The organism is Actinocatenispora sera (assembly GCF_018324685.1).
Taxonomy (GTDB): Bacteria; Actinomycetota; Actinomycetes; order Mycobacteriales; family Micromonosporaceae; genus Actinocatenispora; species Actinocatenispora sera.
Window position 1 is genome coordinate 6943480 of record NZ_AP023354.1, and the last position, 25845, is coordinate 6969324.

Below are 25845 nucleotides of genomic sequence, written 5' to 3' on the forward strand. Positions count from 1 at the left end.
TCTTGACCTCTACGGTGCCGTCCTGGCCGGTCCGGGTGAACTCCCGGCGGAAGATCTCCTGGAGCCGGTGGCGTTCCGGCGTGGTGCGGGCGTTGAGCTGCTCGTCCAGGACCCGCTGAACGCTCTCCCGCGTCAGTCGCAGCGGGCGGGTCCGATCCAGCCCCGCGTCGCTGACCACCCGGTCGACGAGCTGCTCCGCACTCAGTACCCGCAGCCGGCTACCGCCCGGAGTCAGGTCCCGCTCGAGGCTGCCGCTGTCCTCACCGGCCAGGCGGATGGGGCGGTCGTCGCGGTCCGGGCGCTGGCTCGGCTCGTGCCGGGTCTCCCGCGGCTCGTACCCTTCCGCACCGCGCTCGTGTGCCTCGGCGCGGGCGTCCTGGTACTCGCGGTGCAGATCCACCTGGGTGGTGTGCCGGCCATCCATGTGGTACCGCAGCCAGCCGTCGCCGACCCGCTCGGGCGCCCCGCCGATCCATTGCTCGTCGGGGAAGCGCTCGGGCGCCCGCTGCAGGCCGAAGGTGCCGTCGTCGGCCAGCGTCAGATGCTCGGGCAGCGCGTACACCTCGGTACGGAACTCCCGGGCGAGGTCGCGGGCGATCGAGCCACCGTCGCTGGTGACCAGCACGATCCGCTGGTCGAGGCGGGGCAGCTTGACATCCTGGAGCAGCTTGACCAGATCGGTATGGGTCAGGTCGCGGCCGTCGAAGCGCAGCCCGTCCGGACCACGCTCGGCCACGATCACCAGATGGTCGGGGTGGTCCGGCACCCGCTCGCCGAACTCCCGCAGTTCGCTGCCGGCGCGGCCGAGCACGATCCGGTTCGGGTGCGCCGGGTCGGCGAGCAGCGCACCGTCCAGCACGTCGGCGACCCGGTCGTAGTGGATCCCGGCACGGGTCAGGCTCTCGTCCGTCGTCCGATCCGGGTGCGAGATCTCGCCATGCCGGTCACCGCCGATCTCGTACGCGTGCAGCTGCACGTCGGCGAGCTTCTCCGCCACGTGCGTGTGCCGCGCCATCCGCTCCTCGACCGCGGCCGGATCCCGGCCGGCCTGCTCGGCCTTGGCGCGGAGCGAATCGTAGGCCTCGTCGCCCAGGACCCGACGCTGGTGCGCCTCCCGGGTGGCGTCGGCGAGCCGGTCCCGCACCGCCGCCGGATCACCGTCGGCCTGCCGTTCCGCGTCCGCGCGCACGTCGTCGAGGCGATCGCCGAACGTCTCGTGCTGGAAGTCCTCCCGGCCGTACCGGGCGGCGTCCGCGGCGAGCGTCGCCCCGTCGATCTGGCGTTCCACGTGCCGCGCGTAGTCGGACATCACCGCGATCTCGGCCCGGCCGGCGTTGCTCAGCCAGTACCGCTCGCTCGCACCCGGCATGCCGTGCCTGGCGGCCCGCTTCTCCGCCCGCGCGTGCTGGCGCTCGGCGTTCTCGTGCCGCACCGTGGCGACGGCGCGATCCCGTGCCGCGGCGGCGAGATCCTGCCGGGCCCGGACCCGGTGCTCGTCCTGCATCGCCCGCAGGTCCTCGCGCGCCTGCCGGATCCGCGGATCGTACGACTCGTTGGCGGCGCGGATCCGGCCCCCGTCGTAGCCGCGGCCGATCGTGCGGCGCTTCTCCGCGCGCAGCTCGTCGATCTCCCGGTGCTTGGCGGCGATCCGGTCTTCCAGTTCGCGAATGCCCTCGTTGACGGTCTCGTAACGGGCGTTGGTCAGCTCGAGCTCCGCCGTGGCGTCGCGCAGCTCCTGGTCGCGTCGCTGCAGTTCGGCGAGATCCGCCGGCGGCGTGTGGGTCAACTCCTGGACGACGTCGTGTGTCGACGGCACGACGTCGTGCTCCGGCCGCCCGACGGACGGGCCGTCCCAGCCGGTGCTGTGGAACACGCCCTCCGGGGAGATCAGCGTGGCGCCCCGGCTCGGCTGTGCGCCGACGCTCTCGCCGGACGGATCCAGCAGCCACCGGCGCGTGTGGTCGGCGAGCACGTCGTCGGCGAACTGCCGGGACGCCTCCCGCGCCGCCTCGCGATCGGCAGACTCGCCCCGTTCGACGTGCGTCGTCGTGTCGCTTCGGCTGTACCGGGTGCCGTCGGTCGGGTGGGTCTGGTAGCTCGGCCGCCGGTCCGTGGACTCGGTGGGGAACCCGAGGTGGTCGCGGGTCTGCTCGGTGCTGTGCGTGGCCGGATCGGCGGTACGGACGTCGTTCAGCTCGGCGCGCACCTGGTCCTGCAGTTCCCGCAGGTGATCCCGGATCGCCGCGTCGTCGCCCATCGGGACCCGCTCACCATGCGGTCCCTCGACGGTGAAGTGCTCGACCAGCGTGTCCCGCAGCCGGGTCAGCTCCGGCACCTCGTGCAGCCGACCGCCGACCCGTACCGTCGGGGCGGTCTCGCCCGCCGCGGCGTGCCGGACGACCTCCGCCATGTCGACATCGACGAGCTCTCGCCGGTTGGCCAGGCCGCGGTCGAGCAGATCGAGGTCGTCGCCCAGGGTGCGGTGCGTGGTGTGCTCGGACGGATCGGCCGAACCGAGCCGGATCCGCCGCTGTGTCCGGTCGTCCGAGCTGCGGTGCTCGGTCTGCTGGGCGCCGCCGTGCCGATCGCCGTCGGCCTGCTGCCGGTCGCCGCCGTGCTGCTGGCCGTCGCCCTGGTCTCCGTCGTGCCGCTGACCGTCGCCCTGCTGGCCATCCTGGCGCTGACCGTCGCCCTGCTGACCGTCGGCCTGGTCCGCGTCGTGGCGCTGACCGTCGCCCTGCTGGTCATCCCGACGCTGACCGTCGCCCTGATCCCCGTCATGCCGCTGACCATCGCCCTGCTGACCGTCACCCGGCTGACCATCGTGCTGCTGGCCGTCGACGCGTTGGTTGTCGGCACCGCGATGCTGGCCATCGCCCTGGTTGTCGGCGCCGCGCTGACCGTCGCCCTGCTCGGCGTCGCCGCGCTGCTGGCTGTCGGTACCGGGATGGCGCCCGTCGCTCTGCTGGTCGGGTTCACCACGCTGACCGTCGTGCTGGCCGGGTGAGTCGGTGCCGCGGTGCGGTCCGTCGCCGGTGTGCTGCGGATCGGCCGCCGGTTGGTCCTCCCGGCGCGGCGGATCGCCGGCCAGCGGGCGGTGCGACGGGTCCTGCCCCTCCGGTACCGGATCGGGCTGTCGCGGTCGCACGACCCGGCGCTCCTGCGGCGATCCGTCACCACGCGACTCGCCACCGCGCGGCTCCGACGGCCTGCCGGACCCGGTGCGGGTCGACGATCCGGTCGACTCCGAGGTCGAGGTCCGGGCCCGCGGGCCGCCGTCCCCACCGGCACCGGCGCTGGTCGATCCGGGGGCGGGGCTGGGCGGTGGCGGCTTCGGCGGCTCGACGGTCGTCGGCCGGTTCTCCGGCAGGCGGACCTCCGGACTGCCGGCGCGGGAGGTGAACGGCGTCGCGGTCCGGTCCATCGCCAGGTTGTGCTGCGCGGCGAACTCCTCGGCCTTCAACCGCATGTGCTGGGCGCCGCCCATGGCGCCGTACGCGGCGGCGTGGACGGCGTTGTGCTTCTCGCTGCCCCAGAAGGCGCCGAACCCACCGGACTTCGGGTTCCCCTGCTCGTCGACCCAGTGGAACTGGTGGTCCTTGAGGCTGTAGGCATTGATCGCGTCGAACGCGACCGTGCCGCCGACCATGCCGGTGATCTCCGGCAGCATCCCCTGCCGGCCGAAGCTCAGCGGCGCGCCCATCGCACCGGTGGCGAGGGCCCCGGTCGTCTGGTTCCACAGGTTCTTCACCCCGTCGCCGACGCTGATGTGGCCGGCCCCCACCTGGTACGCGTCGACGACGCCCTGGGTCTTGAGGGTGAAGGCGGCGAAGTTCTTGCCCTTCATCAGGGCGTCCTTGCCGAACTCCTTGCCGATCATGCCGACCTTGCCGGCGGCCCCGCGCTCCGCGTACTCCTTGAGGAACGCGTTGCGCGCCTCGGCGCGGGCCGCCGACCGGGCCGCCGCGTTCTCCGCCTGCTCCCGCACGGAGGCCCGCATCGCCTCCTTGAAACCCTTGCCGGCGTTCAGCGCCTCCCGCGCCGCGGTACGGGACGCGTACCGCTCGGCGGCGTGGTTCGCCGCGTGCCGGGCGGCGAGGTTGCTCGGTTTGAGCCCGGACCGCGAATCCCAGGCGAACTTTCCGGCGCTTCGTGCGCCGCGGCCCACCGCCTTGGTACCGCGCCAGCCCAGCTTGGCACCGTCCGCGAGTCCACGGCCGGTCGCCCGGGTACCGCGGCCGACGGTCTTGATCGGATTGCGCGCCGCGTACTTCAACGCGTCGCCGCTCTTCCGGGCCCCGTTGGCGATGTAGCGGCCGATGTCGCCCCTGCTCGGCACGTGGTCGACGATCTTCGGCACCGACGACTTGATCTTCGGGCCGAGATCCTTCACCGCGTTCTTGCCGAACCGGTACGCGTCCGGTGCGTGCTCGACCGCCTCCTTGCCCAGCACCGGCAGCGCCTTGAACGGCGCGAGCGCCAGGTGACCGAGCACGGAGCGATTCGTGAGCGCCTTCTTGAACCCCTGCTCGCTGATCGCCTTGATGGCATCCTCGCCGATGATCTTCTCGAGGAACTCGGCGATCGCCTTCTTGATCCCGGCCTCGGCGACGGCCATCGCGCCGCCGATCTCACCCAGCCCGATGAGTCCGCCGAACCCCGGCAGCGCCGCTGCCGCCATCAGCGCCGAGTAGATGGCCTGGCCCAGCATGTAGAGGTCGGTGACGACCATGAACTTCGACATCTCCATGTTGGCGGAGGTGTCGTAGGCGATTTTGGCCTTGCCGTACTGCTGCTCGGCGATCTGCTGAAGCATGTCGCGCAGCGCCTGGTCACGATCCGCGTACGCGGCGGGCGCCCCGTCGCCGATGTATTTCTGGTAGATCTTCTCCGCTGGGACCGACTGGTCCTTCAGCGCGTCCGTCAGTGCATCGCCGGCCTTCCTCCGGGCGTCGCCCATGTCGGCCAGCCCGTGTTCGGACCCCGCCGGGATGTCGATCAGCCAACGCAGTACCTCGCCGGTGACCCCGGGCACCATGCCCTCGACCTCGCGAAGCCACTCGAGGATGGGGTCGAGGATGGCGTCGTTGAAACCGTAGTTGCCGCCCACCGACTACCTCCCCTCTGCCGCCAACCCCACGCGTGGGGCGGCCCCCTGCGAAGGCCGCCCCATGCACATGCCGCCCGTCCCGGGACGGGGATCGCTCTCAGACCTGTGCGGATCCCGGCAGGACCGAGCCGCCGTGCTGGACCGTGCCCGGCTCGACCGCCGTCGCCTCGACGGGCGCCCACTCGCCGTCGCGATAAACCTCCTGCACGTACCGTTCGGCGCCGTCGGTCGGCTGGGCCGTCCCGCCGTCGGAACGGAACTCTGCGTGTTCCACCCCGGTGCCCGGGTCCTGCTGCCCGGCAGGGACGGCCTCCTGCGCCCGGTCGAGAACCTCACCCGGATCGCTGCCTGCCACCTGGAACACCTCGTGCCCGTGCCCGGTGGCGAAGCCGGAGCCGGCCGGCTCGGACGCCGCCGTCTGCATTGCCTGCACGCCCTCGGTCGGTCCGCCCGCTGCCTGGTACATCGCCCGCACGTTGCCGAAGCGGTGCGCCGGAGCGCCGTCGGTCGCCGGCCCGTCGGTCACCCTGCCGTCGACCGGTTGACCGTCGATCGCGTGGCCGGCCAGCATGGCGCGGACGTGTCCGAGCTGCTCCGCGGGGTCCGCGCCGGGACGCTCGGTACCCTCCGGCAACACCCCGTCGGTGACCCATCCGACGCCGTCACGGAAGACCTCGTGCGCCATCCGGCGGTCGCCGTCGTGTGGCGTCGGGCCGTCTTCCACCTCGTGCAGTGTCATCATGCTCGCGGTGGCCACGCTGCCGAGCACCATCCGGCGGTCCGGCGGCCGGTTCCCGGTGCCCTCGGTGCCGGTGTTCTCGGTCGCGTACACCGCGTCGTACGCCCCGGTCGTCCGCCCGGTGCCGGTGCTGCCCGAGCCGGAGGTGTCCGTGCCGGAGCTGCCGGTGCGCTCGGAGCGGACCCTGGTCGCGGTGAGGATGCCGCCTCGGGTGCCACCATGGCTCGACCCGGTGACCTTCGGCTTGTCGGTCTCCAGCGAGTGGATCGACTGCTTGGCCTGCGAGTCCGCGTCGATCCCGTCGACGGCCGCCCACTGCACCGCGTTGCCGACCGTACTGAGCTGCTCGCCGCCGTCGGTCAGGAAGGTCAAGGAGTCGTCGCCTTCCTGCGGGTTGCCGTACTTCTTCAGAAACTCGTGACCGAACTTGTCGTCGCCCCACGGCGCCGACCCCTCCGCTGCCTCGATGCCGGACCGCACCGCCGACCCGTTGGCGGTCAGCTGGTCGCCGGCCAGTGCGTACCGGGCGCCGGCGACGCTGGTCTCGTCGGCGCCCATCTGGACGAACGTGCCCTCGCCCATCAGTCGTCCTCCTCCGCGTTGACCTTCTTCGGCAGTTCGGCGTCATGGCTTTTCAACACGGTCCGGAAGTCGAACGCGCCGGTTCCACCGATGCGCAGGTCGGACGGCACGCCCTCGTTCACGATCTGCTCGGTTTGCTGGGCGACCTGTTCGATCGCCTGCCGGCTGGTCTCCAGGATCGTGCGGGCGAGCGCCTTGGAGTTGGGCTGCCGGTAGACGCGCGGGTCGATGTCCAGATCGATGAGCTGGCCCCGGGGCCCGACCACCACCTTGACCATCCGGTCCGGCGACCAGGCGGTAGCGGTGAGCTGGAAGACCTTCTTCTGCACATCTTGCGCCCGGGAGACCTGCTTGGTCAGGTCGGTGAAGGCGCTCATCAGCGCACCCCAGTCCGGGTGGTCGACCGGTCGCTGCGGCCGGTCCGGCCCGTCGATCATCCAGCACCTCCTCGGCACATTCCGGGCGTGGCGTCCACCATCGACGAACGACATTGCAGACTTTAGCCGAGATCACGCTCTGCCCGAGATGACGATAATCGCCCCAAGCAAGCGAACGACGGGTCAGCTGCCCGTGCGCAGGTGCGCCACGTCGGCGACCCTCGCCCGCGGCACCCAACCCCGGAACACCCCAGGCTCGACTTCGGGCAGCCCGAGCTGCTGGCCGACCGGGGCCCGGCCACCGACGTACTCGGCGAGCAGTTCGTCGCCGCGCTCGGCGAGCAGGATGACCGGCGCGCCGTCGAGCCGTCCGGTCACGTGCAGGTAACCGAACCACTCCAGCTCGCCGGTGGGCACGATCCGGCGGTACCGGCCGGGCCGGACCTCGTCGAAGCCCGGCGCGGGGTCCGCACCGTACAACCGGACCAGGTCGCCGTCCGGGCTCGCCTCGTACTCGGTGCCCTGCCAGCGCGCGCGGTACCCCGGGGTGATCATCGCCCGTCCTCCGTCCAGCGCGGCGCGCCCACCGTGGCGACCCAGGTACCGGTGTCCGCGTCGTAGCTCGCCACCTCGCTCTCCCGGCCGTACCGGTCCAGCCGGCACAGCTGGGCGCCGTGCGGCAGCTCGACGCTGTCCACCTTGAACTCCGGTACCCCGGCGGTACCCGGCGCGATGCCGCTGCCCAGGAACGGGGCCGGCGCCACGACCCAGCCGCCCACCGCGGCCCGGGTCTGCTCGTCCCGGCCGCCGATCGCGACCCGATACAGCTCCGGACAGTAGGCGTACCACCGCAGTACGTGCACATCCTCGTCGTCGAGGCGGAACGGGGTGCGGTCGTGCACCAGCCCGAGCCCGGCGTAGAGCTGCTGCGGCGTGGTGAGCTCCCGCACGCTCTCGTACGGGTGCACGAAGCCGGCCACGTACCGCTCACCGCGCCGGAGGTACGCCTCGGCCTGGTCGGGCGGCAGCACCTTCTGGAACAGCACGGGCGCCGTCGGCGGCGCGTCGCCGGCCGGCGCGACCAGGCCGCCGGCCGGCGCGGCCGGGTCGCCGACCGGCTGCGGCAACGCGGCGCCCACCGCGTACCCGCCGACCACCGCACCGGTACCGGCCGCGTCCGCCATCCGGGTGTCGGGCACCGGGTAGTCACCGGCCTCCACCCGGTCCATCAGGTCCGAGGCCCAGGACACGAACGAGGGCATCATCGTGCCCTCGAACGACAGCTCGATCGCGGACCCGATGTTGACGACCACCTGGCAGTCGTCGTCCGGCCAGGCCAGGGCCAGCTTGACGAACGTCGTCGGGTACGCCGGCGTGTCCGGCGGCAACACCTCGGCCAGCCGCTGCCGGGAGGTGAACACGCAGATCGACGGGATGTCGTCGATCTGCTCCAGCTGCCACGGGAAGTCCTCGTCGGTCAGCGCCGCGTCCGGCCGGGTCGGCTCCGCGACGGCCACCAGCACGTCCGAGACGACCAACGCGTCGATCGCGACGTCGACCTCCTGCCGGGACAGGCCGTACTCGATGGCCTGCTCGGCCTCGTTCGCCGGGGCGAAGTCCGCCGCGATCGGGGTGCGGTCACCGACCGCGTCCGGGGCGATCAGCTCGTCCGCCAGCGGGATCTGGATGTCGCCGAGCGCGGCGCGCATCACCGCGTCGATCTCCACGTACGCGTCGATCGGCTGGCCCGGGTTGATCGCCAGCCGCCACTCCGGGTCCGGCCGCCGCGCCGCCACCTCCTCGTAGCTGGTCAGGGCGTACCCGTCCGGGCGGCTTTCGGGCGTGTAGCCGGACTCGACGTACCCGGTGAGCCCGCGCACCGAGGTGAACACGAGCAGGTGCTCGGCGTCCTCGATGGTCTTGACCACCACCCGCTGACGGTCGGTGTTGGCATCGCTCAGGAAGACCGGGAGGTACAGCGGGGCGGTGGCCACCAGCCGGAAGTAGTCCTGCGAGTGGTTGCGCACCAGCGCGTCGAGCATGAGCCGCTCGACGTCGTTCGACGGTTGCCAGGCCGGTGGCCGCTCGTCCTCGCCGCGATCCACGTCTTCCGTGTCTCCTCAAGCCGTTGCGTCGTCAGTACTCTAGTCAGCACGTCGACGTGGATCACCGGGCCGGCGTGGACCCCTGAGATAGTGTGCGCAGAAGTCAACCCTTCCACCGGCGGAGCCATGGCACGTAACCTTGTCGTCTCGTCCCAGCAGCCCGGGGCCTACCCCACGATCCGCGATGCGCTGGAGATCGCCGAGCCCGGCGACACCGTGTCGATCGCACCCGGCGAGTACCAGGAGTCGCTGGTGGTCTCCGGCCTGCGGGTGTCGCTGGTGGCCTCCGGCGACCCCGGCTCGGTGACCGTGGACTCGACCGCCGTGGGCCTGTCCGTCCTGGCCGCACGCAACAGCGAGGTGACCATTCGCGGGCTGTCCATGCGATCGGGCGACCGGCCCACCGTCGATGCGTACGGCGGCCGGCTCAAGCTGGAGAAGTGCACCCTGCAGGCGGGGTACGCGCCGGCGGTGAGCGTGACCAACCGGACACACCTGGAAGCGGCCGACACCAAGGTGACCGGCGGCCAGTACGGCTTCGTGGTGGAGGACGCCGGCGGGCTGCTGGACAAGTGCGAGATCACCAACGTCGCCGACGACGGCATCATCGTTCGACTCGGCGCCGACCCCACGATCCGCAACTCCACCATCACGGGGTGTGGCTTCCGCGGGGTGTACGTGTACCAGTCGGGGCGCCCGACCATCGAGCGCTGCGACATCTCGCAGACCGCCGACGCCGGCATCTCCGTCGCGCACGGCAGCTCCCCGACCATCGACGGTTGCTGGATCCACGACACCCAGGGCGTCGGCATCATGTTCGGCCGGGGTTGCGGCGGCAAGGTCGAGGAGTGCCGGGTCGAGAACACCGCCAGCCCGGGCATCCACGTCGACGAGGGCGCCAACCCCAGCATCCGGGAGCCGCTGTCCACCGCGCACCGGCCGAAGGTCGGCGTGGCCGCGCTGGAGGGAGCCACCCAGCAGGACCCGGCCCAGATCGAGCGGCTGCTGTCCGAGCTGGACGCCATGGTCGGCCTCGCCTCGGTCAAGGCCGAGGTCCGGGCGCTGATCGACGAGATCCAGGTGAACGAGTGGCGGCGCAACGCCGGCCTCGCGGTCGGCGCGGTCAGCCACCACCTGATCTTCACCGGCGCCCCCGGTACCGGAAAGACCACGGTCGCCCGCATCTACGGGCAGCTGTTGAAGGCGCTCGGGGTGCTGCCGGCCGGCAAGTTCAAGGAGGTCGCCCGCCGCGACATGGTCGGGCAGTACATCGGCCACACCGCGGAGAAGACCTCCAGCGTGATCGAGGAGGCGATGGGCGGCGTGCTGTTCATCGACGAGGCGTACACGCTGTCCCGGGCGGCCGGCGGCGGCAGCGGCGACTTCGGCCAGGAGGCCATCGACACCCTGGTCAAGATGATGGAAGACCACCGCGACGAGATCGCGGTCATCGTGGCCGGCTACACCCAGGAGATGACCGATTTCCTGGACGCGAACTCCGGTCTGGCCTCCCGGTTCGCCAAGACGCTCGAGTTCGAGAACTACACTCCCAAGGAACTGCTGCTGATCGTCAGCCGGATCGCCAAGAACGACGACTACCTGCTCGGCGACGGGATGGACGACGCGCTGTACGAATGGTTCAGCCAGATCCAGATGGGCCAGAACTTCGGCAACGCCCGCGAGGCGCGCAAGCTGCTGGAGGGCATGCGCAAGGCACAGTCCGGCCGGCTGCGCAAGCTCGGCCGGATGCCCTCGCGAGACGACCTGCGCACCCTGGAGCTGGAAGACCTGCTCGGCGCCACCCAGTAGCGACGCCCGAGCAGCGGCTCGACGGGAATGGCTATCGTGGCGCGCATGGCTGTTCCCCGTGCCCGCACGTTCGACGAGGCGTACCTCTTCATGGAGTTGCGGCCGTGCGTCTGCGGCGAGGCGCAGTTCGACCGGCAGAGCGACCACAGCTCGACCGACGGCACGTTCGTCGTCCGCTACACCGGGCAGTGCCCGTCCTGCGGCCGGAGCCGGAGCTTCACGTTCGAGCTGCCGCCCGAGACCCCCGCGATCTCCTTCGACGTGGAGTACGGGTCGGGCAACGCCCCGTCCACCCTGCTCGACGCGGGCGAGTGGCTGGGCGCGGCGGAGTTGTTCGCGGTGAACGCGGACGCGGTGCAGAGCTCCGGCGACCTGTCCGACGACGATCTCAGCACCGTCTACCACCTGCTCTCGGCCGCCGCCGCGGCGACCGCGGAAGTACTCAAGTTCGCGCCGGCCGGGGTCGGTGAGGTGCCGGAGGCGGCGTTCTGGACACCGGTCGGCCGGCTCGCGCTGCAGGTGGCGCCGGAGCGGTTCCGGCGCGACGCGATCGAGGCGGAGCTCGCCGACCGCCGCCGGGCGCTGTCCGACTTCGAGCAGCGCCACGGGCCCGGCTGACCGACCGGCCGCGGAGCCTGGCCAGACGCCGAGTTGGCGGTCAGGTCGAAACGGCCTGACTGCTCAGCGAGCCGGCCGACCGGGCAGCTCGTCGGTGCCGGCGGCGTCCGGCAAGCTTCCGTCGTCGCGCAACCGGGACGGCCGGCGACCGGCGACCAGCGTCTCGATCGCCGCGTCCACCGTCGTGCCGAGCAACCACTCGCCGGTGTGGTCGATCGAGAACACCCGGCCCCGCTCATCCATCGCCAGCAGCGCGGCCGCGTCCCCTTCGACGCCGAGCGGGTACAGCGGCACGCCGAGGACGGTGGCCACGTCGGCGAGGGTCTCGGCACAGGCCGGCGCCAGCAGCGGATCGAACGCGAACGGCTGCGGTACCTGGTCGACGCCGGCCTCGCGGGGCACGATCGCCAGGCCGCCGAACTCGTTCAACGCCGCGATCGCGGCCGGGAACGAGCGCAGCCGCGCGCCGTTCGCCCCGACCCGGCCGTCGGTGCGACGGATCGCCTCCGCGGTCGCGGTGGACACGTCTCGCCCCGGCGCCCACCCAGCCGTTCGCAGCGCCGTCTCGGCGGCCCGGCTGAACCGCGCGGTCACCGCGGCACCTGCGCCAGGTCGAAGCCGAACCACCCCAGCAGGTACTGGCAGGACAGGCACGGCGGCACGGTCCGGCCACCGAGCTCGTCGCCGGGTTCGCACACCCGAAAGGTGACGATCTCGGCGCCACGGAACAGGCCGGTACGCGCCTCGTCGGCGGAGAACGCCGGACGCCGGTCCGCCCGGCGCTGGGTGTCCGCCCGGTGCAGCACGTCGGAGAACGCCGCGACCTCCGAGCATCGCTCGCCGGCCCGCTCCCGGTACCGCGCCGGCGCCGCGCCCAGCGCCGACGCCACCAGCGGATGCAGGTTCGGCTCGCCGTCGCCCTTCATGCTGCGACTGATCTGGACCCGGCCGTCGGCGAGCGTCAGATGGGTGACGTGTTCCGGGAAGCCGGACCGGGTCAGGTCACGACGCGTCTGACGGGCCGGATCCCAGGTACGCGGGGCGGGGATCTCCCGGGCCCGTTCGTCCCGAAACAGCTCGACGACGCGGGAGACCGGCAACGACGGCCACCACGACAGTTCCCCGGTCAGCTTGTCCATGACGCCGCGGCCGGCGCCCACCTCGCGCCGGTCACCGTCGGCCGGGACGGCCCAGAGCACGTAACCGAGATCGAACTCGTGCACCCGTGGCTGCCAGCGGGTGCCGTCCGGCCGGGTGCGGCCGACCCACTGGGCGGCGATCCGCCGCGCCTCGTCCAGCGTGAACACGACCCCTCCCGTACCGTCGCCGCCGGGTTGAGGCTACCGAACCGGTGCACCCGGCTCGGCGCACCGACTGCGGAGCGGGCACGACCGCCGCCGTGCGAGCCCGGGTTAGGGTTACCGGACGGATTCGAGGGCGGTGAGAATGGCAGAGCGGGCACGGGGACGCGCGACCGACGGCGCCGGCTGGCGGCCGCCGCGGCCGGTTCCCATCACACTCCCGGACGAGGTGGCCGGATTTCGGTTCGCCAAGGTGATCGACGGGTTCGACGACGATCAGCGGCCCCGGCCGTGGGCGGCCCGCCCGTGGATCGACGACGACGGGGAACGTGACCAGCTGCTGCAGTACCTGCAGGCCGGCGCCCCGCTGCTGCCCTCCGACGAACGAACCTACGATCTGTTCGATCCCACCAACCCCACGCTGCGCTGGGCGGTCCCGGTCCGATACCTGACCGACGGCGTCTGGGTCTGGTCGACGATCTCGACCTACCAGCTCGAGCATCGCCGGCTGGCCCCGCAGCCGGCGTTCCTGGACCACATCGTCGCCCAGGGCTACCGCTGCCCGCCCGTCCCGGAGGACGTCCGGCTGGCCGCCCGGGAGGCCCTGTTCGAGTACGGCCGGATCGAGCAGAAACTCCGTGCCGAGCACGCACAGCGGCAGTACCTGGAGTCCACGCCGGCCACGCTCGTGCGCGGCGAACTGTCCAACGAGCCGCCGACCATCCCGATGAACGAGGACCGGTTCGGTGAGATCGACCCCGATCATCCCCGGTTCCACCCCGACGTCGAGTCCGCGCTGCTGGACGCGGGCTGGCTGCCCGGTCGGGACGCGGCGGCCCGGGTCGATCCGTGGCTGGCCGAGTTCTGCGCCCAGACCGATCCGACGGGCGCGCGGCACGAGCTGTTCGATGCCGCTCGGGACCTGTACCGGGAGTTCGGGCTGCTCGACGTCGTGCCGTTCGGGCGGGGTGAGCAGGTCGGCGCCTTCCCGATCCACTTCTTCCCGGCCGACGTGCGGGTCGGGGAGGTGTCGGCGTTCTGGCACGCCGGCAAGCTCGGAATCCGGACCTTCCCGATCGGGCGTACCGGCGACGAGGGCAGCATCCTCATCGTCGATGAGGAGGGCCGGCTCTACCTGAGCCACCCGGCGGCGGAGTTCTTCCTCGGCACCGGCATCGAAGCGGCGCTGGAGGTACTGGTCCGCGGCCTGACCGCGGATCTGCTGGAGAGCCGGCTGGACGAACTGCGTTCGGGCCGGCTGCCGGGCGGGAGGCGAGGCACCGATGACTGACGACGCCAGCGACGATCTCCCGCTGATCCCGGGCGCCCGGTACGCGGCCCAGATCCGCCAGTTCGACCAGCCCTCGCTGCGGATGCGCTACCGCGAGGGCGTGGTGATCAACGCGTACGGGTTCCCGGAGTGGGATCTGCTGGCCCGCGCGATGGTCCAGCTTCCCGAGCCCAACCCGGAACTCACCATCGACGAGCAGCGGGTGCTCGACGTGCTCACCGGCAACGAGGTGATGGTGAAGGCGAACGACCCGCTGTGGGCGTTCACCGCCGACGACTACGTCGCCCTGAGCCCGCCCGGATGGGTGTGGGCGCACGTGCCGCGCAGCCGCACGCTGGCGTTGGTACCGGCGGAGGTGCACGCCGCGTTCCGGCACCTCGGTGGTGCCGCGCTGCTCAAGGTGCCGCGGGCGCGTCGTGGGGTGCGCATCGACGACGCCACCCCGGTGCCGATGGAGCACACCGAGCAGCTCGCCGACTCGCTCGTCGATCGGCTGGAACGGCGCCTCGGCTACCCGCTGCCCCCGGCCTACCGCACGTTCCTGACCGGTACCAACGGCGCGACGCCGACCACCCCCGGCATCCACCCCGACCAGGGGTTCGTGCTCGACCAGCCGTTCTTCGGCGTCGGTCGCGACGATCGGATGCAGGACCTGGTGTACGTCAGCGGGTGGTTCGACGACCGGCTGACCACCGACTTCCTGCCCATCGGGTACGTGCAGGGCGGGCTGCTCGCGGTCCGGGTGGCGGGCGGCGACGTCGGCTCGGTCTGGTACCACGACGACGACGACTATCGCGACGACGATCGGTACGACGCCGAGTTCATCTCGGCCAACCTGCTCTACCGGTGCGCGGACGACTTCGACGCGTTCCTGCACGCGCTCGCGGTCGCGCCGAAGTGGCTGTTGCAGCTGCTCGACGACGCGGTCGAGGCCGGACAGGCCCGGAAGCTGGATTCGGACAGCATGGGCGCCGCGCTGCCGCCCGACGCCCGACCGCCTCGCTGACCCACGGCCCGGCGCGGGCCGCGGGTCAGCATGCCGGCACCGTCAGGCACCACCCAGCGTGGGCTTGGGATGGGCGAGCTGCTCCGGCGTCGGCGCGTGGCTGGACACGACGGGGCCGCCCGGCGTCTCGACGGCGAACGCCTCCTCGCCGTTCATCCATGCCCGGATCTTCTCGAACTCCTCGTCGGCCTTCTTCCGGCGTTCCTGCTCGCGCTGTGCCGCCTTGCGCGCCGCCAGCTCGGCGGCGCTGTCGGTACCCGGACGGGAGCTCGACAGGTTCGCGCCGCTCGGCATCCGAGCCGGGCCGCGCAGGCTGTTCGGCACCTCGCTGGTGTCTGCCGGGGCGCCCGGGCGCATCCACTGCGTCGGGTTCTCCAGCACCGGCGCCGTTCCGGAGGGCGGCGGGACGAACACGTTGTCCGCCGGCAGACCGCCGGTCGGTCCACCCGGCCGGGACTGTTGCCGTTCGGGCTTCCTCCCCTGCTTCGGGCCGCGGTTGTTCAGCACCGGCTTCGTCGTGTTCGGCGGACCGCTGCCGGGCCGGCCGGAGAGCCGCTGGGCATCTTCGGACGCCGGATCCGGCGGCCGGATCCGCTTGTTGTCCAGCACGGACGGTGATGTCCCGCCCGATGGGCGCCGGAACGCGTTGTTCTCGTCCAGCTCACCCGGTGCGCCGGGTCGCTGCTGCTGCTGGCCCGGCTTGCCCTTGGTGCCCTGCGGGCTCCCCGGCGGGCGGGAGCCGGGCCGGCCGCCACCGCGACCGGCTTCCGGCTCGCCCGGTCGGCCGGGAGTCTTACCGGTGCGGGCCGGCTTCGCTGGGCTGGCTGGCGGGCGACTCGCGTTGGGGCGACCCCCGGGCGAGTCACCGCTCGGCGCCGTTGGTCGGCTCGCCCCGCGATCACCGAGCACACCAGATCGGTTGAGGCCCGGTGGCCGGTTGGCATTCGGCCGGAATGCGTTCTGGGTCGTCGGCCGAGGCGCAGGCGCCCTCCCGGGGCCGACCTCGGTCGGACCGGTTCGCGCCACCGGCACCGGCGGCGCCAGCGCTGGCGCGGGTGGCGTGCCAAGGGCCGGCGGCGCCGTGTTGGGGGCAACCGGCGGAGCACCGGGGGCAGGCGGTTGGTCGGTCACCGGCGGCGCGTCCAGGGCCGGAGTCTCCGGCGGCGGGCCCGGTTTGGCCACACTCGCATCGGTCATGTTCGGCGGTGGAGCCACGTTCGGCTTGGCCAGATTCGCCGGTTTGAAGGTCGGTGCGGGACCAGGACCGGGACCGGGACCGGGACCGAAATTCAGGTTGGGCGGCACGAATCCCGGGGCGTCCATGATGGCGTTGGAAGGACCCTCGTATCGAGTTGATGAGCCGTCGTAGAGCATGGTGATGGCGGTCTGGTAATCCTGTGCCATGGCGAATTCGATGTCCTGGGCCCGCAGGCTGTAGATCGCTCCAACATCCTTCATGTTGGAGATGAAATTCCCCTTCTCTTCCATCGTGCCATGGGCCATCAGCTCGTCCACGTTGCGAAATGACGGCCCACCGTTGGGGTCGCGGATCATCGTGTCCTGTTCCTTGAAATAGTTCACCGCCTCGCTACGCAGCTCATTCTTGTATTCTTGGTAGAGGACATCGATCTGATGATGGTAACCGGGGATGATGGTGCTCAGGTGGTTGAACGCCTTGATGTTCTGCTCCGCCGCCGTCATCCAGTCGCTCAACGACTTGAGCGTCGCCCCGGGGCCCATCATGACGAACGCCTTGGCCGCGTCGCCGGTCCAGCTGCCCTGGTCCAAAAGCTTGTCGGTCGGGTCCTTCACCCCGAAGAACAGATCGAACAGATTGCCGTGGATGGTGCGCCACTGGTCGGCGATGGCGCCGGCGCCTTTGGCGTTCTGGCCAAGGATCCGGTGCCGGATGTGCTCGATCGTGTTGCCTTCCATGATCTTGCTGTATTTATCGTCATCGCTGACGTAATGGGCCGCTTTATGAGCATCGTCGCCCGCGTCCGGGCTGTTCCTTCCCCACTGGCTGTCGCCGATGTTGCTGGGGTCGAGGTGCCATTCGTCGTCATCGGCGCCCGGCATCTTGCTGCGATCCATGGTGGGTCTGTAGCGGCTGATCTCGTCTTCGCCGGCATGTTGAGTGTTGTAGTGGGTGATGTCACCAGCACCCGTCCGGTAGGCCATCTGCCGGTTGGTGACGAGATCGGTGTTCTTGTTGGTCTCGTAACCGTAATATGCGCTGTTCAATTCAGGATCGTTCGAACCATGCCCCATGTTGTAACTCCCTACCGGCTCAAAACGCGGCGTCGCTGCGGCTCAGTACCCTGAGTAAGTCTTGTTGAAAGGCGCCTGACTACCGTCGATTCGATCGGCCTGGTTCTCCCAGCCCTCCATCGGCCCGGTGTCCTGAGCGTTCTTGTCCTCCTCGGGCACGTCCGAGTGCGCGACCGTGACCTTTTCATGCCCCTCGGCGTCCTTGGTCGTGGTCTTCAGATCGACCGAACCGTCGTCGTGGATGACATTCTCGACGGTGGTGTCGCCGTGGTGTTGGGTGACCGTTCGATAGCCATTACCGTATTCGGTGCTCTCGCTCTCGCCGGATCCCTTGATCTCGCTGCCGCCCTTGTCGTAGAACGTCGTCTTCGAGCGAACGACCGACATCCCGTTCGCGCCGATCGTCGTGTACGACTCGACGACCCGATACGAACCGTCGGCATAGGTGGTCGTCGTCAGATAACCGCCGGGCTGGTGGAACGTGGTCGCGTGCGGATCGTCCGGGTCGGTGATCGCGTCCGGCAGGTTCGACGTGGCTTTGGACTGGTTGTCAGCAACGGTGCCCTGGCTGAACATGTCCTTCGGGATCCCGTCCGGCCGCTCGGCGCCCGGGTTACCGGATGCGTAGGCCAGCGCGGCCGTCACGTCCTCTGCGCTGATCTTGCCGGCGCTGCCACCGTCGGTGAACATCAGGATCTGGCCAACGCCCTGTGCCTGCATCGCGCAGCACTGGATGCCGTTCGTGACGTCCGGAATGAACTGCTGGAACGCGGCGACGTTCTGGGCGAGGTAGCCGGCGACCTTCAGGCCCTCCTGAAACTGGCCGGCGGTGTCGCCGGTGACGGACCTGGTGAACGAGTTGTAACTCAGATCGCTCATCTGGTTCAGTGCCTGAGTGCCGGACAGCGTGGCCATCATCGGCGCCACCTGCGCTGGCTTGGTTTCCTTGCCGGTCGGTTCGACGGAAATTTTCACCAGCTGGCCGGCATACTTGATGATCTCGGTGCAGTCGGCATGGACCTTGTCGGTCATCGACGCTCTCCCTCGCGCTGGCGGCACGACTCACGCAAGCGGGGGCGCCGAGACATCGCCCGGCGCCCCCGCTGCCGTTTCCTGCCCAGGAGGTTAACCCGCGCCGGCAAGAGCGGAGAAGATCCTTCCGGTTACGACCCCAGCATCGGCCTCGGATGCGCGATCTCGGCGCGTGGCTGGTTCGACACGACCGGGCCGCCCGGCGTCTCCACCTGCCACGCCTCCTCGGCCTGCAGCAGCGCCCGGATCTGCTCGTACTCGGCGTCGACCTTGCGGCGGCGCTCTTTCTCCCGTTGGGCGGCCTTGCGGGCGGCGAGTTCGGCCGGACTGTTCGTGTTCGGCCGGGCGCTGGTCAGGTTCGTCTCCGGCCGCATCGCTCCGGACGGACGCAGTCCGCGCGGGATCTCGTTGCCGTCGGTCGGCACCGCCGGCCGGGCCCGCAGGGTCGGGTTCTCCAACACCGACGGCGCCGTGGCCGGCGGCTCACCCACCAGTTCGCTGCCCGGCCAGCCCGAGGCCGGCGGCGCGTGTCCGGTCCGCGGGTCCCGCTTCTCCGCTCCCGGCTTCTTCGGCTGGCGGTTGTTCAGGATCGGCTTCGTCGTGTTCGGTGGTCCGCTGCCGGGCCGCCCGGACAGCCGCGGGGTGTCGGTCGAGGCCGGGTCGGCGGTCGGCTGGTGCGAACCGGTCAGCACCGACGGGCTGCGCGGGCCCGAGTGGGTGAACGCCGTCGACTCCTCGGTGCTACCCGGAAATCCGGGTGTGCGCTGCTCGGACGCACGGTTGGGCCGACCGGGGCTGGCCGGGTTGCGACCGCCCGGCGGGCGGCCCTGGCCGCCCCGCTGCGGTTCACCGCCGGGACTGCCGGGCGACCGGCCGCGAGTCGGCTTGGCCGGGCTGGGCGGCGCCCCCCGGCCCGGGCTGGGCGATCCGCCCCGCCCCGGGTTCGGATGCTCACCGGCACCGGTCGGTGCGCGGCCCGGCCCCGACGGCCGGTTCGCGTTGCCGGTCCGGTCGCCCAGCACACCGGATCGGTTGAGTCCCTGCGGCCGGGACACGTTCGGCCGGAATGCGCGCTGCGCACCCGGCCCGGAACCCGGCGCCGGTCGCCCGGCCAGACCCGGCGGGCCAGTGGGCGCCGGCGCCGCCACCGGTACCGGCGGCGGTGCGCCAGGTGCCGGCGGTGCCGCGGGCGGCGCCTCCGGGGCAGGCGGGGTCGCGGGCGGCGCCGTCGGCAGGTCCGCCGACACCGGAGGCGGCGTCTCGACAACCGGTGGCGTGTCCGGCACCGCCGGCGGATCGGCGACCGGCGGCGGCTCGCTCGCCGGCCGGAACGTGCGCGGCGCGGGGCCGTTCGGCGTCGCCCTCGGGCCGGTCGGGGGCGCCGAGCCGGGCGGCCGGCCGGGCAGGTCGAGGATCGGCATCCCCGGAGCATCGATGATCGAGTTCCGGATGCCCTCGAACGTGGTGGACCGGCCGGACTGCAGGTTGCCGATCGCGGTCTGGTACTCCACCGCCATCGAGTGCTCGATGTCCTGCGCCATCAGGTCGTAGATCGCGCCGGCCTGCTTGACGCTCTGCATGAACCGCTGCTTGTCCTCCATCTGTCCGTGCTTGAGGAAGTCGTCCAGCTGCGTGTAGGTCTTGATCTCGTGGTGCCCGCCGCTGCGCGGCGCGTTGGCCTTGAGCCAGCGCTGCGCCTCCGCCGTCACCGCCGCCTTGTACTGCTCGTACAGGTCGGAGATCGCCTGCTGCTTGGTCGGGATGACGCTCGCGATGTGCTGGAAGCCCTCGATGTTGTACTGCGCGGCGTCGATCCAGTCGTCCAGCGACTTGAGCGCGGCACCGGGGCCATTCTGCAGGAACGCCTCGGCCGCGTCGCCGGTCCAGGCCTGCTTGGCGACCAGCGCGTCGGTCGGCCGCTGGATGTCGGCGGCCATCGTCTCCAGCGACTGCTTGACCTTCTCCCAGGCGTGCTGGATGGCCAGCACCTGGCCCTGCTTCTGGCTGTCGATGCGAGCCTTGACGTGCTCGATCGTGTTGCCTTCCATGATCTTCTTGTACTTGTCGTCATCGCTGACGTAGATCCCACCCGCGGCATGCGCGTCCCTGCCGTCCGGGTCCGGATGCGGGTTGGACAGATCGATGTCACCGTCGTTGCCGCCGGGCATCTGCGACCGGTCCATCGTCGGCTTGTACTTCCCGAACAGGTCGCTACCGGCGCCGTCGACGTAGTAGTGCGTCGGATCGGAGCCCGGGTCGGTCTTGTACTGCATGTGCCGGCTCTGGATCAGCTCGGTGTTGAGGTTGGTGTCGTAGCCGTACCGATGGTGGCCCTGCGGCGCCTGGTGCCCCATGGCGGTGCGTCCCTTCGCGAACCGGTTCCGGATGCTGGTCTGTCAGTAGCCGCCGTAGGCGCCACCGAGGCTTCCGCTGCCGTCGACGTGGGTCTCGTCGTACCAGCCCTCGATCGGTCCCTTCTCCGGCTCGTCCTGCCCGGTCGGGGCATCCTCGTGCTGCCGGTTGACGACCTCGTGACCCTGGCCGTCCTTGGTGGTCGTGGTGAGATCGACCGCACCGTCGTCGTGGATGGTGGTCGTGGAGGTGGTGTTGCCCTCGCTGCGGGTGGTGGTGCGGTAACCGTTGCCGTACTCGGTGTCCTCGGTCTGCGCGGTGTTCTTGATCTCCTTGCCGTCGGAGCCGTAGAACCGTGTCGTCTGGTGCACCGTGGAGGATCCGTTCGGCCCGGGCACCGTGTACGACTCGACCACCCGGTACGAGCCGTCGGAGTACGTCGTGGTGGTCGTGAACTCGCCCGGGTAGTGCGTCGTCGTCGCGTTCGGATCGTTCGGGAACGCGATCGCGTCGAACTGGTTGCCGCCCTGGTTGAAGTTCTCGATGTCCTGGTCGAGCTGGGTCTTGGTGCCGAGTACCTGCTTCGGGATGCCGTCCGGCCGCTCGGCGTTGGGATCACCCATCGCATAGGCCATCGCGTCGGCCACGTCGGTGGCGTCGAACTTTCCGGCGCTGTCCGCGTCGGTGTAGTGCAGGATCGTGGCGATCGCCTGCGCGGCCATCGCGGTGCACTGGATGCCCTTGCCGCACGCCTGGATGAACTGCTGGAACGACTTGGTATTCACGGCCAGATAGCCGCCCACCTGGTACGCCTCGGCGAAGACCTCCGGCCCGCCCAGCATGCCGGTAGTCGCCAGCTCGCTCATCTGCTGCAGGGCCTGGGTGCCGTTGATCGAGGAGGACATGAGGCTGTCCTTGCCGTGTTGCGTCCCGCTGCCGAAGCTCGAGATGCTCTTGGCGTAGTCGATGATCTCCGGGACCTTCGCCACCACACGGTCAGCCATCGGCACGCCCCCTTCAGCTTCGCGCACCGTCGGCGGCTCCCGCCACGATGCGATCGCCAGTATGTCCTCTTGGCGAGAATAACCGCCATGCGCAATCCGTGAAGTGAGCGGTGCCAGGCGCCGGGCGGTCAGACGACCGGGGGGAGCCAGGCGAGCTGGACCAGCCGGTTGCCGTGCCGGCGGGTGGTCAGCCAGCCCCGGCCCGGCGGCAGCAGCTGCGGCTTGACGTTGCCCAGCAGCGCACCCTCCTCGCGCGGACCGGACATCGTGATGCCGGGCGAGGCGAGCTCCCGGATCCGGGACATCATCGGCTCGTACAGGGCACGGCTGGCGCCGCCGACCCGGCGGGCGAGGATGACGTGCAGGCCGATGTCGCGGCTCTGGGCGAGGAACTCGGTCAGCGGCGACAGCACGTGCGAGGGCCCGGTCGCGACCAGGTCGTAGTCGTCGACCAGCACGTACAGCTCGGGGCCCTTCCACCAGCTGCGGTCGCGCAGCTGCTCGGGGGTGACGTTCGGGCCGGGCAGCCGCTCCTTCATCACCTCGACGACCTGCCGGATCATGTCCTTGGCGACCTGGGTGGAGTGGCCGTAGCCGATCAGGTGCGGCCCCTCCAACGAACCCAGCAGGCTGCGGCGCAGGTCGATCATCATGACCTTGGCCTCGGCCGGCGTGTACCGCTCGCTGATCGACCGCGCCAGGCTGCGCAGGAACGTGCTCTTGCCCGACTCGATGTCGCCGAACAGCAGGAAGTGCGGCTCCGCCGCGAAGTCCAGGTACACGGGCTGCAGGTCGTTCTCGGCGATGCCGATCGGGATGCCGCGCTGCAGGTCGTGCCCGGCTGCCGGCAGCGCCTCGTACGGCAGGCGGTCGGGCAGCAGGCGCACTCGGGGTGCCGGCTCGCCGCGCCACTCGTTGCGGACCGTCTGGACGAACTTGGCGATCCCGTCGGTGAGGTTGCCCGCGTCCTGCTGCCCGTCGATCCGGGGCAGGCCGGCGAGGAAGTGCAGCGCGTCGTGGGTGAGACCGCGGCCGGGCGTGCCGGTCGGTACGTTCAGCGCCGCCCGCCGGTTGATCTCGGAGTCGGCGGGGTCACCCAGCCGCAGCTCCAGCCGGGTACCGAACATGTCCCGCACCGCGGGCCGCATCTCCATCCACCGGGTGCAGGTGACGATCAGGTGGATGCCGTAGCCGAGGCCACGGTTGGCCAGCTCGGTGACGCCCGGTTCGAGGTCCTCGAACTCGTTGCGCAGGGTCACCAGGCCGTCGATGACCAGGAACACATCGCCGAACCGGTCCTCGGTGAACTTGCCGTCCCGCTTCATCCGGCGGTACGTGGCCATGCTGTCGATGCCGTTGGCGGTGAACCGCGCCTCCCGCTCGGCCAGCAGGGTGCGCAGCTCGGCGACGGTGCGGCGGACCTGGTTGGTGTCCATCCGGCCGGCGTTCCCGCCGACGTGCGGCAGCTCGCGCAGCGTGCTCAGCCCGCCGCCACCGAAATCGAGGCAGTAGAACTGCACCTCGCGTGGGGTGTGGGTGAGCGCGAGGCTGCCCATCAGGGTGCGGATGATGGTGCTCTTGCCGGTCTGTGGGCCGCCGACCACGACCACGTTGCCGGTGGCGCCGGACAGGTCGGTCCAGAGCAGGTCGCGGCGCTGCTCGAACGGCTTGTCGATGATGCCGGCGACACCGCGCAGGGTGCCCAGCAGCTCCGGGTCGGTGACGGTCAGGCCGCGCCGCGGGTCGGCGGACAGCGGCGGCAGGATCTGGTCCAGCGTCGGCGGCTCGGCCAGCGGCGGCAGCCAGACCTGGTGCGCCGGCACGCCCTGCCCCTCCAGCCGGGCGACGACCACGTCCAGCAGCGTCTCCCCGAGCACGTCGTCGTCCTGCTCCGGGGTCTGTGCCGGCTTCTCGTCGGTGACCACCGGCGGCGTCGCGTACCAGGTGGAGTACGCCTGCACCGGGTCGACCTGCCGGTCCTCCCGGCGCTGGTTGCCGACCCCACGCCGGTAGCGACCCGACACGTACGCGGCGCGGAACCGGACGAGCCCCTCGGTGCCGGCCTTGAGGTAACCGTGGCCGGGCGAGCGGGGCAGCTCGTACGCGTCGGGCACGCCCAGCACGCTGCGGCTCTCCATCGAGGAGAACGTCCGCAGGCCGATCCGGTACGACAGGTGGGTGTCCAGGCCGCGCAGCCGACCCTCCTCCAGCCGCTGCGAGGCCAGCAGCAGGTGCACGCCGAGCGACCGGCCGACCCGGCCGATCTGCACGAACATGTCGATGAAGTCGGGCTTCGCGGTGAGCAGCTCGGAGAACTCGTCACAGATGATCAGCAGGCTCGGCAGCGGTGCCAGCGGGACGCCGGCCGCCCGGGCCCGCTCGTAGTCGCGCTGCGAGGCGTAGTTGCCGGCCGAGCGGAGCAGTTCCTGCCGCCGGATCAGCTCGCCCTGGATCGCGTCCAGCATGCGGTCCACCAGGGAGAGCTCGTCCTCCAGGTTGGTGATCACCGCGCTGGTGTGCGGCAACCGGTCCAGCGTGGTGAACGTCGCGCCGCCCTTGAAGTCGACCAGGACGAAGTTGAGCACCTCGGAGCTGTGCGTCACCGACAGCGCCAGGACCAGCGTGCGCAGCAGCTCGGACTTGCCCGAACCGGTCGCGCCGACCAGCAGGCCGTGCGGGCCCATGCCGTCCTGCGCCGACTCCTTGAGGTCGAGCTCGACCGGGCGGCCGTCCGGGCCGATGCCCAGCGGGACCCGCAGCCGGTCCCGGTTCGGCCGGGTCGCCCAGGTGCGGCCGAGATCGAACTCGTACGGGTCGCCGATGTTCAGCAGTTCGGCCAGGCCGAGTTCACCCGACATCGGCTGGTCGGCGAGCGACGCGGCGGACAGCCGCAGCGCGGACAGCTGCCGCACCAGCGCCTCGCACTCGACCGGATCCAACCCGTCGGCGGTCCCGATCTCGGCGGTGCCGTCCATCGTCGTACTGGTCATGGTGCCGTCGTTGGCGACATCGAGCACCAGCGAGGCCTGATCCAGCAGTCGCGGCGGCGGGTTGGTCAGATCGATGATGGTGACGCCCTCGACGCCGCCCTCGGTCATCAGGTGGTCGGAACCGGCGGTGTCGCCGCCGTCGATCACCACCACCAGGTGGGTCGCCCCGGACGGCGGTGCGGTCGGGTCGAACCGCGGCCGGTTGACCAGGACGTCGTCCAGCATCGCCTCCAGCGCGGTGACCGTGGGGGCCACCAGCCGGAGCTGGCCGACCGCGTCGACCTTGGTCGGGTGCAGCGCGTGCGGCAGCCACTTGGCCCAGTCCCAGGCGGCCCGGCGGTCGTCCGACACGCACAGCCCCAGCAGCGCGTCGTCCGGCGCGTGGAACGTCCCGTACTGCCCGAGCATCGCCCGGACCAGGCCACGGATCCGCTGGTCCGAGCCGCGCAGGTAGACCCGCGAGAAGCCGCGCAGAGCCATCGCGACCGGCAGGTCGGGGACGATCGAGTAGGTGGTCACGAACCGCCGCAACGCCATCGCGCACAACGGTTCCAGTTCGTCGACCGAGCGGGTCTGCGGCGGCACCAGCGGGGTCGCGATCTCCTGCGGGCCGAGCCCGATGCGGACCACCGCGAAGTCGCCGTCGGTGCTGCGGCGTTCCCAGAGCCGGCCGCTCGCCGCGGTGGACCACAGCGCGCCCGGGTCGGGATGGCGGTAGTACATCGCCTCGCGCTGCTTCTCGATCGTGTTGCGCACCTGTGCCCGCAGCTGGCTCAGCTTGCGCATGAACTGGCGGCGTGCCTCGATCATCTCCTTCTTGCTCTGCCCGCCCCCCTGCTGGGTGAGCTGCACGGCGATCATGCCGAGGATCGACACGCCGTACATCCCGCCGGCGACGTAGGCCATCGGGCCGCCCCGTTGGGTGCCCATCATCAGCCCCATCGCGGCCGCGCCCGCGGCCATCGGCAGGATCATCATCATCCGCTGCCAGCCCTTGGCGTTGGGCTGCGGCGCCTCGGGTGGCGGATCGAGGATCACCTCGCCGGAGGGCAGCTCCGGCGAGGGGCGACGCGGCGGTCGCTTGACGATCTCGGTTCCCACCCGTACACCTCCTGCATCGGGTTGTCCGCCCCGCGCGACGCAAAGTCTCTGGAAGATCACTCTGAGCGAGGCGGATACGAGGGAACACCGGCCTCGACGGAACCCTACCTGCCGAGGAAAGCCTGTGTCGCAACGCAGGGATGTCTGAATCGGCGCG

16 protein-coding genes (1 of these 16 only partly in view) are annotated in these 25845 nt (G+C 71.0%); 4 read left to right on the top strand and 12 right to left on the bottom strand.

The window, feature by feature from the left end:
- From Asera_RS32425 to Asera_RS32445, 5 genes are all read right to left on the bottom strand, one after another.
- On the bottom strand, window positions 1-5110 hold the 5' portion of the coding sequence (locus Asera_RS32425) for a hypothetical protein (RefSeq protein WP_212804788.1). 26786 nt of this gene lie to the left of the window's left edge; the window shows 5110 of its 31896 coding nt (coding positions 1-5110); its start codon is at window positions 5108-5110; its stop codon lies beyond the left edge, outside the window.
- A gap of 97 nt (window positions 5111-5207) precedes the next feature.
- Window positions 5208-6431 carry a hypothetical protein gene (locus Asera_RS32430; RefSeq protein WP_030445125.1) on the bottom strand — a complete coding sequence of 408 codons (1224 nt, stop codon included), beginning with the start codon at window positions 6429-6431 and terminating at the stop codon, window positions 5208-5210.
- Entirely contained in the window at window positions 6431-6868 is a 438-nt protein-coding gene (locus Asera_RS32435; RefSeq protein ID WP_030445124.1) for a YbaB/EbfC family nucleoid-associated protein, read from the bottom strand. The genes Asera_RS32430 and Asera_RS32435 overlap by 1 nt, the downstream gene beginning before the upstream one ends.
- Before the next feature lie 123 nt (window positions 6869-6991).
- Entirely contained in the window at window positions 6992-7363 is a 372-nt protein-coding gene (locus Asera_RS32440) for a hypothetical protein (RefSeq protein WP_030445123.1), read from the bottom strand.
- Window positions 7360-8913: an SseB family protein gene (locus tag Asera_RS32445; RefSeq protein ID WP_030445122.1), complete on the bottom strand. Its 1554-nt coding sequence runs from the start codon at window positions 8911-8913 to the stop codon at window positions 7360-7362. The genes Asera_RS32440 and Asera_RS32445 overlap by 4 nt, the downstream gene beginning before the upstream one ends.
- 126 nt (window positions 8914-9039) lie before the next feature.
- Here Asera_RS32445 and Asera_RS32450 point away from each other — a divergent pair, with 126 nt between their 5' ends.
- Complete coding sequence (locus tag Asera_RS32450; protein WP_030445121.1) at window positions 9040-10722, top strand: right-handed parallel beta-helix repeat-containing protein; 1683 nt, start codon at window positions 9040-9042, stop codon at window positions 10720-10722.
- A 45-nt stretch (window positions 10723-10767) separates the two neighbouring features.
- Window positions 10768-11340 carry a hypothetical protein gene (locus Asera_RS32455; protein ID WP_157034683.1) on the top strand — a complete coding sequence of 191 codons (573 nt, stop codon included), beginning with the start codon at window positions 10768-10770 and terminating at the stop codon, window positions 11338-11340.
- 63 nt (window positions 11341-11403) lie between these two features.
- On the opposite strand, the gene Asera_RS32460 is transcribed toward Asera_RS32455, so the two are convergent.
- Entirely contained in the window at window positions 11404-11934 is a 531-nt protein-coding gene (locus tag Asera_RS32460) for an SUKH-3 domain-containing protein (protein WP_051801928.1), read from the bottom strand.
- Window positions 11931-12647: a YwqJ-related putative deaminase gene (locus tag Asera_RS32465; protein ID WP_030445118.1), complete on the bottom strand. Its 717-nt coding sequence runs from the start codon at window positions 12645-12647 to the stop codon at window positions 11931-11933. Before Asera_RS32465 ends, Asera_RS32460 begins: the two co-directional genes overlap by 4 nt.
- A 223-nt stretch (window positions 12648-12870) precedes the next feature.
- Here Asera_RS32465 and Asera_RS32470 point away from each other — a divergent pair, with 223 nt between their 5' ends.
- Together Asera_RS32470 and Asera_RS32475 are read left to right on the top strand one after the other, a co-directional pair.
- Complete coding sequence (locus Asera_RS32470; protein ID WP_157034682.1) at window positions 12871-13932, top strand: SUKH-3 domain-containing protein; 1062 nt, start codon at window positions 12871-12873, stop codon at window positions 13930-13932.
- A complete protein-coding gene (locus tag Asera_RS32475; protein ID WP_051801926.1) occupies window positions 13925-14938 on the top strand; it encodes an SMI1/KNR4 family protein in 1014 nt (337 codons plus the stop codon). Before Asera_RS32470 ends, Asera_RS32475 begins: the two co-directional genes overlap by 8 nt.
- Before the next feature lie 42 nt (window positions 14939-14980).
- Here Asera_RS32475 and Asera_RS32480 read toward each other — a convergent pair whose 3' ends face one another.
- The 5 genes from Asera_RS32480 to Asera_RS32500 all read right to left on the bottom strand — a co-directional run bounded on the left by Asera_RS32480 (window position 14981) and on the right by Asera_RS32500 (window position 25688).
- Window positions 14981-17209 (bottom strand): hypothetical protein, encoded by a 2229-nt coding sequence (locus Asera_RS32480; RefSeq protein WP_157034681.1) that lies wholly within the window; start codon window positions 17207-17209, stop codon window positions 14981-14983.
- 42 nt (window positions 17210-17251) lie between these two features.
- The gene (locus tag Asera_RS32485; protein ID WP_030445113.1) at window positions 17252-18241 is read right to left on the bottom strand and encodes a hypothetical protein; all 990 of its coding nucleotides are present in this window, start codon (window positions 18239-18241) and stop codon (window positions 17252-17254) included.
- A gap of 131 nt (window positions 18242-18372) precedes the next feature.
- Complete coding sequence (locus tag Asera_RS32490; protein ID WP_035295620.1) at window positions 18373-20595, bottom strand: WXG100 family type VII secretion target; 2223 nt, start codon at window positions 20593-20595, stop codon at window positions 18373-18375.
- A 42-nt stretch (window positions 20596-20637) separates the two neighbouring features.
- Window positions 20638-21597 (bottom strand): hypothetical protein, encoded by a 960-nt coding sequence (locus Asera_RS32495; RefSeq protein ID WP_157034680.1) that lies wholly within the window; start codon window positions 21595-21597, stop codon window positions 20638-20640.
- Between the two features lie 128 nt (window positions 21598-21725).
- Window positions 21726-25688 carry a type VII secretion protein EccC gene (locus tag Asera_RS32500; protein ID WP_030445111.1) on the bottom strand — a complete coding sequence of 1321 codons (3963 nt, stop codon included), beginning with the start codon at window positions 25686-25688 and terminating at the stop codon, window positions 21726-21728.
- Window positions 25689-25845: the final 157 nt, after the last annotated feature.